The 15,844-nt window shown below is 60.6% G+C and carries 13 protein-coding genes, 1 tRNA gene and 1 pseudogene; 4 read left to right on the top strand and 11 right to left on the bottom strand.

The features are described from left to right. Positions 1–102: 102 nt before the first annotated feature. The 5 genes and pseudogenes from WBK23_RS03350 to WBK23_RS03330 all read right to left on the bottom strand — a co-directional run bounded on the left by WBK23_RS03350 (position 103) and on the right by WBK23_RS03330 (position 4,596). The gene (locus WBK23_RS03350) at positions 103–828 is read right to left on the bottom strand and encodes a 1-acylglycerol-3-phosphate O-acyltransferase (RefSeq protein WP_424482561.1); all 726 of its coding nucleotides are present in this window, start codon (positions 826–828) and stop codon (positions 103–105) included. Between the two features lie 70 nt (positions 829–898). Beyond that, positions 899–1,771 carry a substrate-binding periplasmic protein gene (locus WBK23_RS03345; protein ID WP_424482560.1) on the bottom strand — a complete coding sequence of 291 codons (873 nt, stop codon included), beginning with the start codon at positions 1,769–1,771 and terminating at the stop codon, positions 899–901. A gap of 62 nt (positions 1,772–1,833) precedes the next feature. After that, positions 1,834–2,661, bottom strand: a complete 828-nt coding sequence (locus tag WBK23_RS03340) for a methyl-accepting chemotaxis protein (protein ID WP_424483281.1) — start codon at positions 2,659–2,661, stop codon at positions 1,834–1,836. Between the two features lie 30 nt (positions 2,662–2,691). Then, positions 2,692–3,717 (bottom strand): annotated as a pseudogene (locus WBK23_RS03335) (HAMP domain-containing protein); the annotation flags it as partial. A gap of 189 nt (positions 3,718–3,906) precedes the next feature. Continuing rightward, positions 3,907–4,596 carry a crotonase/enoyl-CoA hydratase family protein gene (locus WBK23_RS03330; protein WP_424482559.1) on the bottom strand — a complete coding sequence of 230 codons (690 nt, stop codon included), beginning with the start codon at positions 4,594–4,596 and terminating at the stop codon, positions 3,907–3,909. A gap of 282 nt (positions 4,597–4,878) precedes the next feature. On the opposite strand from WBK23_RS03330, the gene WBK23_RS03325 reads away from it, so the two are divergent. Beyond that, positions 4,879–4,968 (top strand) — tRNA-Ser (locus WBK23_RS03325). A gap of 93 nt (positions 4,969–5,061) precedes the next feature. Then, on the top strand, positions 5,062–6,744 hold the full coding sequence (locus tag WBK23_RS03320; protein ID WP_424482558.1) for a DUF6538 domain-containing protein: 1,683 nt from the start codon (positions 5,062–5,064) through the stop codon (positions 6,742–6,744). A 597-nt stretch (positions 6,745–7,341) separates the two neighbouring features. On the opposite strand, the gene WBK23_RS03315 is transcribed toward WBK23_RS03320, so the two are convergent. The 6 genes from WBK23_RS03315 to dsbD all read right to left on the bottom strand — a co-directional run bounded on the left by WBK23_RS03315 (position 7,342) and on the right by dsbD (position 13,524). Then, positions 7,342–8,577: an amidase gene (locus WBK23_RS03315; protein WP_424482557.1), complete on the bottom strand. Its 1,236-nt coding sequence runs from the start codon at positions 8,575–8,577 to the stop codon at positions 7,342–7,344. A 144-nt stretch (positions 8,578–8,721) separates the two neighbouring features. After that, positions 8,722–9,147 carry a hypothetical protein gene (locus WBK23_RS03310; RefSeq protein WP_424482556.1) on the bottom strand — a complete coding sequence of 142 codons (426 nt, stop codon included), beginning with the start codon at positions 9,145–9,147 and terminating at the stop codon, positions 8,722–8,724. 166 nt (positions 9,148–9,313) lie between these two features. Next, entirely contained in the window at positions 9,314–10,063 is a 750-nt protein-coding gene (locus tag WBK23_RS03305) for a 3-oxoacyl-ACP reductase family protein (protein WP_424482555.1), read from the bottom strand. 118 nt (positions 10,064–10,181) lie between these two features. After that, complete coding sequence (gene dsbG / locus WBK23_RS03300) at positions 10,182–10,925, bottom strand: thiol:disulfide interchange protein DsbG (RefSeq protein WP_424483280.1); 744 nt, start codon at positions 10,923–10,925, stop codon at positions 10,182–10,184. A gap of 29 nt (positions 10,926–10,954) precedes the next feature. Next, a complete protein-coding gene (locus WBK23_RS03295; RefSeq protein ID WP_424482554.1) occupies positions 10,955–11,764 on the bottom strand; it encodes a prolipoprotein diacylglyceryl transferase family protein in 810 nt (269 codons plus the stop codon). Next, entirely contained in the window at positions 11,764–13,524 is a 1,761-nt protein-coding gene (dsbD, locus tag WBK23_RS03290; protein ID WP_424482553.1) for a protein-disulfide reductase DsbD, read from the bottom strand. Before dsbD ends, WBK23_RS03295 begins: the two co-directional genes overlap by 1 nt. 175 nt (positions 13,525–13,699) lie before the next feature. Here dsbD and WBK23_RS03285 point away from each other — a divergent pair, with 175 nt between their 5' ends. Continuing rightward, positions 13,700–14,395 (top strand): response regulator, encoded by a 696-nt coding sequence (locus WBK23_RS03285; RefSeq protein WP_424482552.1) that lies wholly within the window; start codon positions 13,700–13,702, stop codon positions 14,393–14,395. After that, entirely contained in the window at positions 14,392–15,720 is a 1,329-nt protein-coding gene (locus WBK23_RS03280; protein ID WP_424482551.1) for an ATP-binding protein, read from the top strand. The genes WBK23_RS03285 and WBK23_RS03280 overlap by 4 nt, the downstream gene beginning before the upstream one ends. The last annotated feature ends 124 nt before the right edge of the window (positions 15,721–15,844 follow it).

The raw sequence follows: 15,844 nt of genomic DNA, 5'->3' as shown, positions 1-15,844 counted from the left end.
CGGCTTGTCCGCTGCTGGTGTAAGGGCGGGTGCGGTACAGGCTACGTCAGGCAAGAAAAAGCCCAGCGCGTGGGCTGGGCTTTGCAGGCCTTGCCAGGTGCTTCAGGCACTCTGGCTGAGTTGCTGGTCCATGGCCTCGATGCACTGCTGCATCTGCGTGCGACAGGTTTCGATCAGCTGCGGCAGGTCATCCTGGCTCAGACCTGCGGTGGCAATGGCCGGCAGCGAGCGGATCATGATCTCGCCGCTGTTCCAGCGGTTGAGCTGCATATGCTTGACGTAGGTGCTGACGCACACCGGAATGATCGGTACGCCGGCGGCAATCGCCATCTGGAACGCGCCTTTCTTGAACGGCAGCAAGCCCTTGCCCAGGTTGCGCGTACCTTCGGCGAACACCCAGATCGAGGTGTCTTTGTGCTTGAGCGTGTCGGTGGTGGTGAGCATGGCCTGCTTGGCGCGCACGGCATTGCCGCGGTCGAGCAGCACGTTGCCAGCCAGCCAGTAGAGTTGGCCGAAGAACGGCACCCATTTCAGGCTCTTCTTGCCGATGCTCACGGTGCGCTTGGGCACCACGCGGCCGAGCACGTAGAGGTCATAGTTGGACTGGTGGTTGGCGATGATCACGCACGAGCGTTGATGATCGAGCAGCGGCTGTACGTCGGTCTTCAGCTTCCAGCGCAGCAGCCACTGCGCCGGAATGCTGTACAGGCGCGCGCACAGGCGACTGTTATCGGGGTTGAACGGACGGCAGATGCCCAGCAACAGGCCCAGGATGCCGGCGAGAATAAAGTGCACGGCCATCGCCAGCATGCGCAGAAGAAAAAGCATTTGGTACGCCCGTCATGGGAAAAAGGCGCGCAGTGTACGGGCGTGCACTGTTTTCGGCAATTGACGCTGATCAGAGGTCGTTGCCAGGTGTTTCACCCTGGCTGCTGCCCGTGCCCGTGCCCGTGCCCGTGGCAGGCAGCAGGTCGATGGCGCTGTAGCGCTGGGCCAGGCTGGCGATGCTGCCGTCTTGTTCGAGCGACAGCAGGGCCTGATCCAGGCGCTGCATAAAGTCCTGCTTGTAGGGGTAGGCCTGTTGGTTGATACGGGTATAGCCCAGGTGGCCGTGTTCGCTGGACAGTTTCGGCCCTTCGACCAGCCAGCTCAGCCCACTCGTGGCAAACAGGCCTTCGCTGCGCATCTGTTGCAGCTCCCAGAGGATCGACAGACGATCATTGATAAACACATCGATGCGTTTGCGTTTGAGCTGCAGCAGGTTGGTGCGGTTGTCCGTGGCGTAGCTCTGCTGCAATTGCCCGGCGGCGAGCATGGTCTTGTAGCTGGGCGCGGCGATGATGTTGAAGCCGCGGTTGAGGCCTATGCGCAGCCCCGCGTAGGCGGCCGGGAAGTCCACGATAGCGCGCTGCTGGGCCAGGTCGGCGCGCACGAAGGCCACCACGCTTTCTTCCAGAATCGGCCGTGAGTAATCCATCCAAGGGCGTTCCACCGGACGGTGGTAGGGCGGGAACAGGGCAAAGGCAGTACCTTTTTCCAGAGCGGCCAGCCCTCGGGGCCAGGGCACCGGGCGGATGCTGACGCGGTAACCCGGCATGCGCGTAAAGGCCGCGCGCAGGATATCGCTGTACAAGCCTTTGGCTTCGTCGTTTTCGGCGTAGCTGTAGGGCGGATAGCTGGCGTCGCACAGAACCGTAACGCTGATGGGCGTTTGCGCCAGGGCCATGCCATGCACGGCCAGGCACAGTAGCCAGGTTACGAATATGCGCATGCCCACTCTCCTTATCGGCTGGCGCTGGCTGCACGCGCAAGCGCAGCCCGATGTCCGGGTGCTCAGACCTTGAAGCGGCCGAGCAGGTGATCCTGCTGGCCGACCTGCTCGACCATCACGGCGCATTGGCGGACCTGTTCCTCGGCCCCGGCGGCCACCTCATGGCTTATGTCGCGGATATTGGTGGTGTTGCGGTTGATCTCCTCGGTGGTGGCGCTCTGCTGCTCGGCGGCGGTGGCGATTTGCAGGTTCATGTCGTTGATCCGGGTAATCGCTTCGCTGATGCGTCCGAGCATATCGTTGGCCGCGCCGGCTTCTTCGGCGGTCTTGCTGGCGGTGTCACGGCTCTGCTGCATGCGTGATTCGGCCTGTTTCACCCCCGATTGCAGCTGGTCGATCATCTGGCGGATTTCCTGGGTCGACTGCTGCGTGCGCGAGGCCAATGAGCGCACCTCATCGGCGACCACGGCGAAGCCACGGCCGGACTCACCGGCGCGTGCCGCCTCGATGGCGGCGTTGAGAGCGAGCAGATTGGTCTGGTCGGCGATGCTGGTGATCACCGAGAGGATCGATTCGATGTTGTGGCTGAGCTTGGCCAGCTCATTGATCGCCTGGCTGGTTTCGTTCATTTCCTCGGCCAGGTTCTTGATCGCCTCGGTTGAGCGCGACACCACGCGCACGCCGTTCTCGGTTTCGCTATTGGCCGCAATCGCCGCTTGCGCCGCCGCCTGGGCGTTGCGCGCCACTTCTTCGGCGGTGGAGGCCATTTCCTGCATGGCGGTGGCCAGTTGGTCGAGCTCCTGTAGCTGCTGTTGCAGGCGGTTGGCGGCCTGGTTGGCCTCGCTGGAGGTCAGGGTGGTGCTTTCGCGCACCAGCCGCGAGCTGCCCATCACTTCGCTGATCAGGCTCTGCAGGCTTTGCAGGAAGCTGTTGAATTCCTTGGAGACCAGGGCGATTTCATCGTTGCCGGCCGCTGGTAGGCGGCGCGTCAGGTCGCCTTCACCGCTGTTTACCTCGTGCAGGGAATTGTGCAGGTGGTCGAGAGGCTTGAGCAGGCTGTTCATCAGGACGCCCAGCACGACCAGGCTGATGATCACGCCCAGCACTGTGCCGATTACCGCCCGCCAGCTCAGGGCGTTGGCCTCGGCCATGACGATGCTCTTATCGAGCACCACGCCGATATACCAGTCCATGCCTTTGAGGTTGGGCAGCGGGGTGAAGGACACCAGCAGGTCCTTGTCGTCACCGCTGGCGGCTTGCAGCTCCTTGTTCAGTGCCGGGCTCTGGCCGTCGAACAGCTCGCTGTAGCTTTTGCCGTTCAGCTCGGTGTTCGGGTGGGAAATGATATTGCCGCTGCGGCTGAGCAGAAAGGCATAGCCCGCACCGTTGAAATCGAGAGTGTTGACCGCATCGGCCACGGTTTTCAGGCGGATATCGCCGCCGAGCACGCCGAGGAACTCGCCGGCATTGCTGATCCGGGTGACCGCGGAAATCAGGATCTCACCGCTGGTGGAGTCGACATAGGGCTCGGTGAGCATGGCCTGGCTGCTGCCCTTGCCGGTTTCGTACCAGGGGCGCTGACGACCATCCCAGTCGGGCTTGGGTTGCCAGTCATCGCTGTTCTTGATCGGCTTGCCATCGCTTTGCAGCGTGCCGAAGACCAGGATGAACTCGTTCTTCAGCATCGGCGTGTTGACCAGGCGCTGGGTTTCTTCCGGGCTGTAGTTGCTGTCGAGTCCCTGGGACAGCAGGTCCATCAACTTGAGTTTGGCGTTGAGCCAGTTTTCGATCTGGCGGGCCAGGGCGTTGCTCGATTCCTCGATGCTCGCCGCGACCTGGTTGTGCAGGGTGCCGCGCACCTGGCTGACCTGCGCCAGCGACAGCAGGCTGGTGGTGAGAAACAATACGATGGCGGCAGCAAGGCCAACCTTGTGGGCAATCTTCATGACAGGCTCCAGCAACACTCAAGTGAGTCGGCGGATGCCTGTGGTCCCTGTGGGCAGCCTTACTGGTTAAAAGTAATACAGGCTGGCGAGATTGCCCGTTTAGTTGCCCGTGTTTTGCCATTAAATGCAAAAGCCCGGCGGATTAGGCCGGGCTTTGCGGGTGCTACGCGGGCTGTGCGCCAGGGCGGCTCAGAGGGCGTGCTGTTGGTCCAACTCGACGGCCAGGTCGAGGGCTTCGAGCAGCGCCTTGCGTACTTTCAGTTTGGTGTTCTTGTGCGCAGTCATGTTGATCTTCTTCATCTGCTGGGCCACGGCTTGGGCGGTTTCCAGCAATTGTTCGGCCGGCACCACCTTGTCGAGGAAACCGGCATCCACTGCGCTTTGCGGGTTGAACATCTCGCCGTTGATCACCGAACGCTGGAAGGCCGACTTGCGCAGGCGGTCACGGGCCAGTTCGATGCCCGCGTGGTGCATGGTCATGCCGATCTGCACTTCGTTGAGGCCGATGCTGAACGGGCCTTCAACGCCAATCCGGTAATCGGCCGAGAGCAGGATAAAGGCACCCTTGGCCACGGCGTGGCCAGGGCAGGCGACGATGATCGGGAACGGGTGGGCGAGCATGCGGCGCGCCAGGGTGGAGCCTGCGGCAACCAGGGCGATCGCATTCTGCGGGCCGGAGGTCATCACCTTGAGGTCGTAGCCACCGGAGAGAATGCCCGGCTGACCGGTGAGGATGACGATGGCCTTGTCCTGCACGGCGCGATCCAAGGCCGCATTGAAGGCGGTGATCACGTCCGGGGAGATGGCATTCACCTTGCCATTACACAGGGTCAGGGTGGCAATGCCATCGTCGAGTTGGTAGCTGATCAGGTCGCTCATGGTCGGGTTCCTTGGACTGAAGTGCAGCAGACGTTACTCACCCGCAGCGGTCAGGTAAAGCGCGATGGCTGACTGGCTGGTCAGTGCGCGCCGGCAGCTTGTTTGATTCTCTGGGCTTTCTTCTATTTGACCAGCAGCGATTCAGGCCCGGCCCGGCAAACGTCCAGACTGATCCCCGCATTTGGCATAAGCGCATGAATCTTTTGAAAAAAGCTTTTGCCTTTGCGGGGCTGTTCGGCTAGATTAGCGCGCCTCGATAGACAGCAATGGCAGTCGAGACCCGGTGAAGTGTCCGAGTGGCTTAAGGAGCACGCCTGGAAAGTGTGTATACGAGAAATCGTATCGAGAGTTCGAATCTCTCCTTCACCGCCATACATAGAAACCCCCAGAGAGCAGACTTTCTGGGGGTTTTTTCGTTTCAGGCCCCGCAAGTCTCCGCCGGATTGGTACAGCGGAGTGGTACAGATGACAGTCATGGCCCAACCTTGGAAGCACCCCGTTAGTGGCGTTTATTACTTCCGCCGTGAGGTCCCCGAAGACATCCGTGAAGTCATTGGCAAACGGGAGTGGAAGCTGTCGCTGAAGACCAAGGAGCTTGTGCAGGCCCGTCCACGTTTCGCCCACGAATCGGCGAAGTGTGAGGAAGCCTTCCTAAACGCGCGGGAGCAACAGGCAGGGCGTCCGGTGCTGCTTTCATCCGATGCACACAAGCTGGCGGACCGTTGGGCTGCTGAAGTCGTTGCAAGCTGGGATACTGACGTCGACGCTCCCCGGATGTTTTTGGTGGTGCATGACGATGTTGTGCACGCAGCTTCAGAACTCGTTGAAGTTGACGGTCTTGATAGCAGCTTCCGCCTTGTCGGAGGCTACATACGCGATGCCCTTGCCAAGCTGCTGCTGCCGCTCCCGGACCGTGCCGACCCCGCCTGGGAATGCCTTGTCCTTGAGTTCTACCGCGCCTGGTGGGGCCTCTGTCGTGTTGCGCTTTCCCGTCACCGTGGCAACTGGCGGGATATGCCTGTTCTCGAAGCTGCTTCCCAGCGTCTTTCCCATGAAAATAAGGCCGCATCACTGGCGTCCAGCGTTCCCCGGCTTTCGCAAGTGTTCAGTAACTGGTCTGAGGACAAGCTGCTTAACGATGGCGACACCCGCAGCGCCCGAAAAACCATTAGTGAGTTCGGTTCGGCGGTCACCCGCTTTATCGAGCTGCACCGCGACCTACCTGTGGATCAAGTCAGTCGTACCGTCTGCCGTGACTTCCGATCCAACTTGTTCAAGATACCCACAAGGGGGCAGGGGATACGCGGTATGGCAGCTCCCGCTCTTATCGAAAAAGCCGCTGCTGAAGGGCTGCCTACGGCCGAATTAGCGACCGTAAATAAGCAGCTTCGGGCCTTGTCGGCGGTGCTGGGCTTTGCCCATCAGGTACTGGGTGTCATCCACGAAAACCCGATTGTCGCGTCGGGCCTCATTCAGCGCTCCAAGAAAGCGGAGCGGAAGCAGGGGGCTAGTGAAGATGACAAGGGCTACACCCTCTCCGAGCTTCGGCAGATGTTCGCCAGCCCGTTGTTTCATGGTGACTGGAAACCAGCGAAATCGGATCTGGGTCAGGCCCTCTACTGGATGCCCTTAATCCTGGCGTATACCGGGGCCCGGCGTGAGGAGCTGGCGCAATTGTTTGTCGCGGATGTGAAGCAAGAGGAGGGTGTCTGGTTCCTGGACCTTCGTGAGGGAGAAGACCAAGCTCTGAAAACCTTGAGTAGCCGCCGTAAGGTCCCCCTTCATCACGACCTTTTGGAGCTTGGCTTCATTGAGTACCTTCAGACTGTTCCGTCTGATGGGCGGGCTTTCCCGAAGCTTATCTTGCACAAGTCCAACGGTTACGGGCACTGCTTCGGAACTATGTGGACCAAGTACCTCAATAATGTGGTCGGACTAAACTCGGGGGCGTCACCTGCCCACGGGTTCCGCCACGCCTTCAAGACGCTGTGCCGCGAATCGGAGATTCCAGGGGAGGTCCATGATTGGATTACTGGTCACTCCTCCGGCAACGAAGGGGATTCATACGGACGTAACCCTTTGGGTCGAATGGCTTCGGAGTTGAAGAAGTTCCCCAGCATCGCCCGTTTGGCTGGGTTATTACCGTAGGTCCCGCAGCACTTCTTCATTCAGCGCTCCACTGGTTTTGCTCCCGGCTACCGCCCTACCTTTGATGTAGGGCCGCTTACAGTTTAAGCATCAAAGCCGATGTCGACATGCTTCGGGCGCTCAGTTAGGTTTGGGTCTATCGAAGCTGGGGTGCAGGCTAAGTTATGTCGGATGAGTTGGAAGTAATTACAAAGGCCCTTGATAGCAAAGTTGTCGAAAGGCCTACGACGATGGCGTTGCAGAAATAATGAAGGAGGCGGGGAAGTTCGGGGTTGATGTTGTTAAAACCCTTCGACTTTTCACCATCCCCCCTACAGGTATGCTGCTGCATACTAAGATCGGCTTGCCCGATTTGCTCAGCGACTAACATGAGAGGGTTCCTGAGTCACGGCGTGTTGAAGTTTCCCCTCAACTGAGTGGGGCATGCACTGCATGCTATGCGTTACATAGACGAAAGCGATGCTTTGTGGGGGATGTTCACTGAGCTGCTTTGCAAGTGAGTATTCGCATCGACACCGACACTAATTCGCACGCCTAACCGACACCTAATCGCATCTCCGCCACCGATTCGCATATCTGCCAATGACCAGTGGCGACTCAAAGCGTGAATGGCAGCGCTTTCTCAACTGCAACCGCTGCAGCCAATGCAACATGCTCGTGCCAAGGCCGCGCGACGATCTGCACCCCCACCGGCAGCCCTGCAGCGCTAGTGCCGGCACGAATCACCACGCAGGGCCAACCTGCCAAGCTGTAGGGCAACGTGTGACTGAACAGGTCCGGCCGTGTCTCTCCCACGCGCGGCGCCGGCGAAGCGTCGACCGGACAGAGGATGATGTCGTAGTCCGCCATGAACCCCAGCATTGCACTGCGAAATTGATCCCAGTCTGCCAACAGCTGCACTAGCTCCGCTCCGGAACCTTTGCTCATGGTCCAATAGCGTTCGGTAATGGCTCGGGAATTGGCCAATGCCTGCGGGTACGCCGAATAGAGCGTGGCACCCGCGTCCTTCAATATTTCGGTCACCGACTGCAGCGTTGCCTGTGTTATGTCGTCAACCGGCGCAATGCCGCCCTCGCCGTACCAAGCCACTCGCAATCCGCGCAGTTCGACAGTATTCATGGCGCAGAGCGGCATCGGTATCACGCCGGCATCCCGAGCGTCCTCACCGGCGATCAACTGCAGCGCCAAAGCCAGATCCTCGACATGTCGGGCCATTGGGCCAATCTGGCTGCGATAGTCACTGAGCCCGCCAGGATGATCGAATACACCGGTGCTGGGTACGCGGCCACTGGTGGGTTTCAACGTGCTAATACCGCAAAAATGCGCAGGCACACGCAAGCTACCACCGGAATCACTGCCCAATCCCAATGGTGAAAGGCCGGCGGCAATCGCCGCAGCTTCGCCACCGCTGCTGCCCCCTGGGCTGTGGGATAGAGAATGTGGATTACGCGTAGCACCGTATACGGGGTTGTCGGTCACGCCCCCGCCGCCTCCGGGTGGGCAATTGCTTTTGCCAAGCAAGATCGCGCCGGCAGCTTTCATTCGCGTAACCACTACAGCGTCCTGCTCCGGAACGTATTGAGCCCGATCGACCAAGCCGACCGCTGACACCACACCGCGAGTATCGATAACATCTTTGACGGTGAAGGGGACGCCATGCAGCGCTCCCCAGTACTCACCTTGGGCAACTGCACGATCGGCCTCCCACGCGCGCGCTAACGCCGCCTCGCCACACACCTGCACCAAGGCGTTGAGTGATGGGTTAAGCACTTCGATACGTGCGAGGTAGGTGGACACAATGGATGTGGAGGAGAGCTCGCGCCGTTGAATCATTCTGGCAAGTTCAGAAGCTGAATGACGTAGTAATGAACATGGTAATGACAAGCGTGTTTGCTCCAATAAACTTACATGCTTATAGCATCATGACAGCGCGTAATTTCGGGTGAGGCCTAGGGGGCTACCCCGTTAGCTCGGCCCTCAAATGCACTCCAGAAGGAATTTATTTGGATGTGGCCATACTTCTTCTTCAGGCTTATCAAATTGTAAAAACTCTATTAAATCACGACCCTCAAGAACAAATGAGACGGTTACCCCTTCGCAAGGGCTCGTTGGCTTTAGAATAATTTGCCTGCCTTTTATTGCTTGTTGCAGGTCGTCAACTACGTAACCGATGTGGGGTTGTGTCCTAATTATCTCAGGAAGTTGACTATCTTTATCAAACTCCATCCACTCCATTGCATATGGAGAATCAAAATATCCTGTAGCGTGCATTTTTAAGTCAGCATTGTAGGTGTCTGCTGGAAGCTTTTCAGTAATAGGGATTCCTATGTGGTGGAATGTAAGCTTCTGATAATTTGACTTATTAATTTCCAGATTCCGTTTATTAATACTATTTAAACTCATGGTGCTGTGTGCCCATAGTCTGCGTTGGGCCGGTAGCTGACCGAAACGAATGACCTGAGCCTACCCATAACTGCCAATGGGATGTGGTAGAAAGCTGTCATCCCAAGCTGCAGAAAATTAGAAGCAACAAGGGGCTAGCGGCTAGCTGGCCCCAAGTCGAGACCAGTTAGGCCGAGAAGCCGCCATCAATCATCAAGCTGGCCCCGGTGATGTAACCCGCTTCCGGGCCGGCCAGATAGGCGACAAAGCCGGCAATTTCACCTGCCTTACCGAAGCGATCCAGCGCCATCAGGCCTTTCAGGTACTCGGCACCTTCGCCATCGGCCGGGTTCATCTCGGTGTCCACCGGGCCGGGTTGTACGTTGTTCACGGTGATGTTGCGTGGGCCCAGGTCGCGGGCCATGCCTTTGGCCAGGCCGACCAGCGCCGACTTGCTCATGGCATATACCGCGCCGCCGGCCACCGGGATGCGCTCGGCGTTGGTGCTGCCGATGTTGATGATGCGTCCGCCATCGGTCATGTGCTTGGCGGCTTCCTGGCTGGCGACGAACACGCTGCGCACGTTGACCGCCAGGGTGTGATCCAGCTGTTCCAGGGTCAGCTCTTCGGTACTGCCCCAGGCCAGCACACCGGCGTTGTTGACCAGAATGTCCAGGCCGCCGAAGTGCTCGACCGCAGCGCGAATGGCTTGTTGCACGGCTGCTGCGTCGGCACTGTCGGCCTTGAGGGCGAGGGCCTTGCCACCAGCGCTAGTGACTTCGCTGGCCAGGGCATTGGCCCGCTCGGCGGAGGACACATAGGTGAAGGCCACTGCCGCGCCTTCACGGGCCAGGCGCTTGACGATGGCTGCGCCGATACCGCGGGAACCGCCCTGGATGAAAGCCACTTTGCCTTGCAGGGTTTGGGTAGTTGTCATGTTGTATCTCCATTACAAAAAATTAAGTCAGTCGGTCTGACTAAGGTGTGGGCAATCTATTGCCACGCGCCTGGGGCTCGGATTATTGACCGAAACCGCTCGGCGCGCGATGTTGCGATCAGGAGCGCGGCCCCATGATCTGTTTGAGTACATCCGGGCTTGGCGCACCTCGCTGCTGGCGCAGTTGGCCGTTTTCGTCCGGGTAGAAAATCGCCGGCGTAGCCGCTACGCCCATCTCCGCCATCAGGCCAAGGTTGCTGTCGAGCTGCTGCTGGATCGCCGCTGGAATCTTCTTCAGCCCTTGCAGCGTGCTGGCCTTGCCGGCGGACTCATGCTCATGCAGCGCCGCCTGCTGATCCTTGGCATTGAGCAGTGCGGCGGCCTTCTCGACGCTGTCCTGGCGCAACATGCCAACCATCACGTGGCGAATCTGTACGTCACCGGCCTCGACCCAGGGCCGCGCCTGTTTCCAGAACATGTTGCAGTACGGGCAGTTGGGGTCGGAGAACATATAGAGAATGCGCGGCGCCTTGGCGCTGCCATCGGCGATCCAGGTGCTGCGCTCCAGCTTGCTGAGCATTTCCTTGGCCAGTGGCTCGTACACAAACTTGTCCAGCGGCTGCCGCGAGAGGTCTTCACCCTGGGCATTGAGCAGGCTGCCGACCAGTACGTGCTCGCCATCGGCAGTCAGGTACAGGGCGACGCCCTGACCGTTGTAGCGGGCGGCATAGCCTTGCAAGCCGCTAGGGGCATCGAAGCGCTGGATAATTTCGGCACCGCGTGCCTCGACGGCTTTGATCGGAGCTGGCCAATCCTCGGCGTGCAACAGGGGCACGGTCAGCATGGTTAACGCTGAAATCATTACGGGGAGATTGATCAGTTTTTTCACGGTTATTGTTCCTTGTTAAATACTTCTAGCGCGCGAGCCAGGCTGGCGCGGGAGAGTTCGCCCAGGTGGCTGCTAACCTGGCGACCTTCGGCGTCGTAGAACAGGGTGCTGGGCAAGGCCATGGAGCCGACGTGCTGACCCAGGCGACCGCCGCTGTCGAGCAGTACGTTGTCCAGCCCCAGGGCTTCGGCCTCCAGGTACTGGTTGACCACGCCCTGGCCTTCACCCTGGTTGACGAACAGGATGGTCAGCTCTGGGTTGTCGCGTTGCGCCTCGGCCAGTACCGGCATCTCGCGGCGGCACGGCGGGCACCAGGTGGCCCAGAGGTTGACCACCAGGGGCTTGCCGACATAGTCCTCAAGCGCCACGGTGGCACCGTTACTGTCCCTGAACGAAAGCTCTGGCAAACGAGTGCCTTGCTCCAGGCCGTGTAGGGTCAGACTGCCCAGGCCCCAGCTCAGTACGCCGACAGCCAGTGCGCTGGCCAGCGAGGTTCTGATAGTGGGCGTGCGCCAGGCCAGCCAGGTGCCCAGCAGCAGGGCGGCGAGCAAGCCGGGCCAGGCGATAAAGCCGCCGTCACGGATGTCCAGCACCTGCCAGGGCTGCTCGCGGTAGTGCTCGAAATACACCGCCACGAAGGCCACTCGTGCGACCAGCATGGCCACCAGCAACAAGCGAAACAGCTGTTTCTCGGGGTTTACCGCGCCACGCCGACCGACGTACCAGCCGGTAAAAATCGCCAGCAGCAGGCTGATCATCAGTAGTACATGGGCAGTGCTGAGTGCCAGCGGCCCGATATTGATCGTTAACATCAACCACGCTCCTTGGTATTGCTCCATATTTGCAGAAACTGCGCGGCATCCACCGCGCCGGTGATGCGCTGCGAGCGGCGTTCCTCACCGTTCGGGCCGATCCACAGCAGCGTGGGCGGGCCCAGTACTTCAAAGCGGCTGAGTAGCGCGCGGCTCGCCGCATTGCTCTCGGTCACATCCGGGCGCAGTACGCGCACGCCCTGCAGGCTGGCCTGCACCTCGGGGTTACCGAACACGGTTTTCTCCATGACTTTGCACGACACACACCAGTCCGCGTAGTAATCCACCAGCACCCACTGGCCCTCGGCCTTGGCGGCGGCCAGCTCGCGTTCCAGTGCGGCCGGCTCGTTCAGGTCGATAAAGTGCTGCTCGCTCGGTGCCGCGGCAACGGCGGTGCCGGTGAACACTTTGAGCGGCTGCATGGGGTCGCTAGCACCACCGGCGGCACCCAACAGCATCGCCATGCCCCAGAGGCCCAGCAGTGCGCCAGCGGCCTTGCTCAGGCTGGTGTGCTGCTGCACCTGACGCGCCAGTTGCAGCAGGGCACTGGCCAGCAGAATCAACAGTGCACCCCACAGGCCCAGCCAGACCGACTCGTCCAGCAGCGGGCGGATCACCAGCAACGCGGTCACCAGGAACAGGAAACCAAACACCACCTTGACCCGATCCATCCACGCGCCTGGCTTGGGCAGGAAGCGGTTGCCCAGGGTCACCAGCAACACCAGCGGCGTACCGATACCCAAGCCCAGGGCGAACAACACCAGGCCACCGTGCAGCGCGTCGCCACTCTGCGCGATATACAGCAGGGCGGCAGCCAGCGGTGCGGTCATGCACGGGCCGACCAGCAGGCCTGAGAACAGACCGAGCATGCTGGCACCCATCAGGCTGCCACCTTGCTGCTTGCGTCCGGCATTCTCCAGACGGTCACGCAGGGCCGCCGGCAGCTGCAACTCGAACAGGCCAAACATCGGCAAGGCCAGCAGTACAAAAAGCGCGGCGAAGCTGGCCAGCAACCAGGGTTGCTGCAGCAGGCCTTGCAGGTTGGCGCCCATCAAGGCTGCTACCACGCCCAACGCGGCATACACCAGCGCCATGCTCACCACATAGGCCGATGCCAGCGCCAAACCGCGACGCGGCGAGGCACCACTGCCCACCACAATGCCGGCGAGGATCGGCAGCATTGGCAACGAACAGGGAGCAAAGGCCAGCAGCAGGCCCAGGCCGAAGAACACCAATAGGCTCAAGGCCAGAGTCTGGTTCTGCAGGCCGCCAGCAAGGGCCTGGTCTTCAGCCAGGGTGGTGTGCAGCTCACTCGTCGCACCGCTGCCAGCCAGATCAATCTGCTGGGTCTGCGGTGGGTAACATAGCCCTGCATCGGCGCAGCCTTGCCAGCCGATCTGGATGCTGCCGGTGTTGCCAGCAGGCAGGGTCAGCTCCAGGCGTTCACGGTAGATCTGCGAGTCGCCAAAAAACTCATCGCTATACGGCAGCCCAGGCGGCAGCTCGGGCTTAACCCCGGCGGGCAGACCGCTGAACTGTAGGCGGTGCTGGTAGAGGTAGTAACCGGGGGCAATGTCCCAGCGCAGCAGGGTTTCGCCATTGGCCTGGGGCTCGACGCTGAGGTCAAACGCCTGCTCGGCAGGGAGGAAATCGGCCTGCTGGCTGTTACCCGTCAGCAGTGGGCTGGTTGAAAAGCTGGAGGCCTGTACCGGCTGTAGTAGCCAGGCCCACATCAGAGAGAACAGTAAGAGCGTGCGCATGCATAACCACGTCTGTGAATGTCGAGGTACGCAGGATCGCAGTTGGCGGTTAAGTCAGGATTAACGATGTGATAATCGGCGCAAATTGCAGTCGCCGGTTATCATTTCGCGCAAAGAGATAACGCCTGCTTAATTCTGCCAACGGATACTTCAACCCCCTCCACGGATCGGTTCCATGTACATATTGCTGACTGAAGACAACGCCCTGATAGCCAGCGGCATTGTTGCCGGGCTTACCGCCCAGGGCTTTCGTGTGATGCACGCCGCGACTGCGGCCCAGGCTGAGGCGCTGCTGCGCACAGTGGAGTTCGACGCACTGGTGCTGGATCTGGGCCTGCCGGACGAAGACGGTCTGAGCCTGCTGCGCCGCCTGCGTCAGCGTGGCATGGCGCTGCCCGTGTTGTTGCTGACCGCCCGTGACTCGGTAGCCGACCGCGTGTCTGGCCTGCAGGACGGGGCCGACGATTACTTGGTCAAACCCTTTGACCTGCGCGAGCTCGCCGCGCGCCTGCATGCGTTGTTGCGTCGCGCCGCCGGACGCGCCAGTCCGCAGGTCGAGCATGGCCCGCTGCGTTACGACCCAGTGGCCTGCCAGGCGTTTTTGCACGAGCAATCGGTTGACCTGTCGCGCCGTGAGCAGGTGCTGCTGCAGGCGCTGTTGCAAAGCCCAGGTCGGGTGCTCAGCGGCGAACAGCTCAAGGACGCGGTCTACGGCCTCGACGGCGAGGTCGAGAGCAACGCCCTCAACGTGCATATCCACCACCTGCGCCGCAAGTTGGGCAACGGTATCGTCGAAACGGTACGTGGCCTCGGTTACCGCCTGGGGCCAGCCGGGCATGCAACCACCTCTGACGAGAGCAACAGTTCATGAGTTTGCGTTTACGCCTGACCCTTAATCTTGGTTCTGCCTTTGTACTCCTCTGGTCGTTGGCCGCCGTATGGATGCTGTTTGATCTGCGCAATCAGCTGACCCTCTCGCTCGATCAGCGCTTGGCGTCTTCCGCGCGCATGGTTGCCGGATTGCTCGCCCAGCTGCCGCCACCGCAGCAGGGGGAGGGCGGTACACCACTCAGCACCGAGCAGTTGGGTATTCCCGAAGGCATCGCCTGCCAGATCAGCTCGGTGCGTGGCGAGATACTCGCCAGCAGCCGCGCCGCACCGGACAGCGCGTTGGGCATGGCGGAGACGGGTTTTCATGAACGCAGCATTGGTGATCTGACCTGGCGCACCTTCACCCTGATTGAAGGTGATATGCGCGTAACCACGGCAGACCGTCTGGATGAACGTGACACGCTCAAGCGTTCCATTCTGCTGGCCGCCGCCGCTCCGGTGTTGCTGGCCCTGGTCGGCAGTCTGCTGGTGCTCTGGTTTGGCCTTAGCCGCGAGCTGTCGCCTCTGCAGCGCATCCGCCAGGCACTGGCCCAGCGTCGTGCCGACTGCATCGAACCACTGCAAATTGAAGGTCTGCCCCGAGAGCTACAACCACTGGTGGCAACCCAGAATCAGCTGTTTAAGCGTATCGCCCAGGCCATCGAGCGCGAGCGCCGGCTGACCGACGATGCCGCCCATGAACTGCGCAGCCCGCTGACCGCGATCAAGACCCACCTGCAAGTGGCCGGCATGACCGAAGGCGAAACCGCCCGCCAGGCACTGGCCAACGCTGAAGCCGGTGCCGACCGCCTGCATCAGACCCTGGAGCAGTTGCTGCTCCTGGCGCGGGTCGAGGGTCGGCTGCCGTTTGACGAGAACCTGCAATACAGCGCCGAGCAAGTGGCGCAGATGGCTATTGGCGACGCCCAGCAACAGGACCAGCCCGCCATCGAACTGCAGTTGCTCGACGCCAGCGCCCAGCGCTTGTTGGATATGCCGCCAACCCTGGCGATTGCCGCCTTGCGCAACCTACTGGACAACGCCCAGCGCCATACTCCGCCAGGCACGGCAGTCAGCCTGAGCGTGCAATTGCGCGAAGATAAGGTCTGCTTCAGTGTGCGCGACTCTGGGCCTGGAGTCGCCCCGGACAAGCTCGCTCAGTTGACCGAGCGCTTCTGGCGCAACTCAAGCAGCGAAGGTAGCGGCCTGGGGCTTTCTATCGTCAAGGCCATTGCAGAGCGCTGTGGTTGTGAGCTTGAGTTTGTAAACACGGGTAACGGGCTGTGCGTGAGCTTGCTGGTGGCTAAATCCCCCCTGAATTCGTAGCCATTCTTCAATGGCCGGTTTTGGCCGTTATTTGCCGGCCGCTACAAACCGCTAGCCATCCGGGGTCGATTGCTGGCGACGAAAGCTTCAGGGGAGCGTAGGCATGGACCTCATCCAAGGAGCC

Source organism: Pseudomonas sp. (assembly GCF_049653025.1).
Classification (GTDB): Bacteria; Pseudomonadota; Gammaproteobacteria; order Pseudomonadales; family Pseudomonadaceae; genus Aquipseudomonas.
This window is presented reverse-complemented; position numbering and strand designations above follow the sequence as displayed.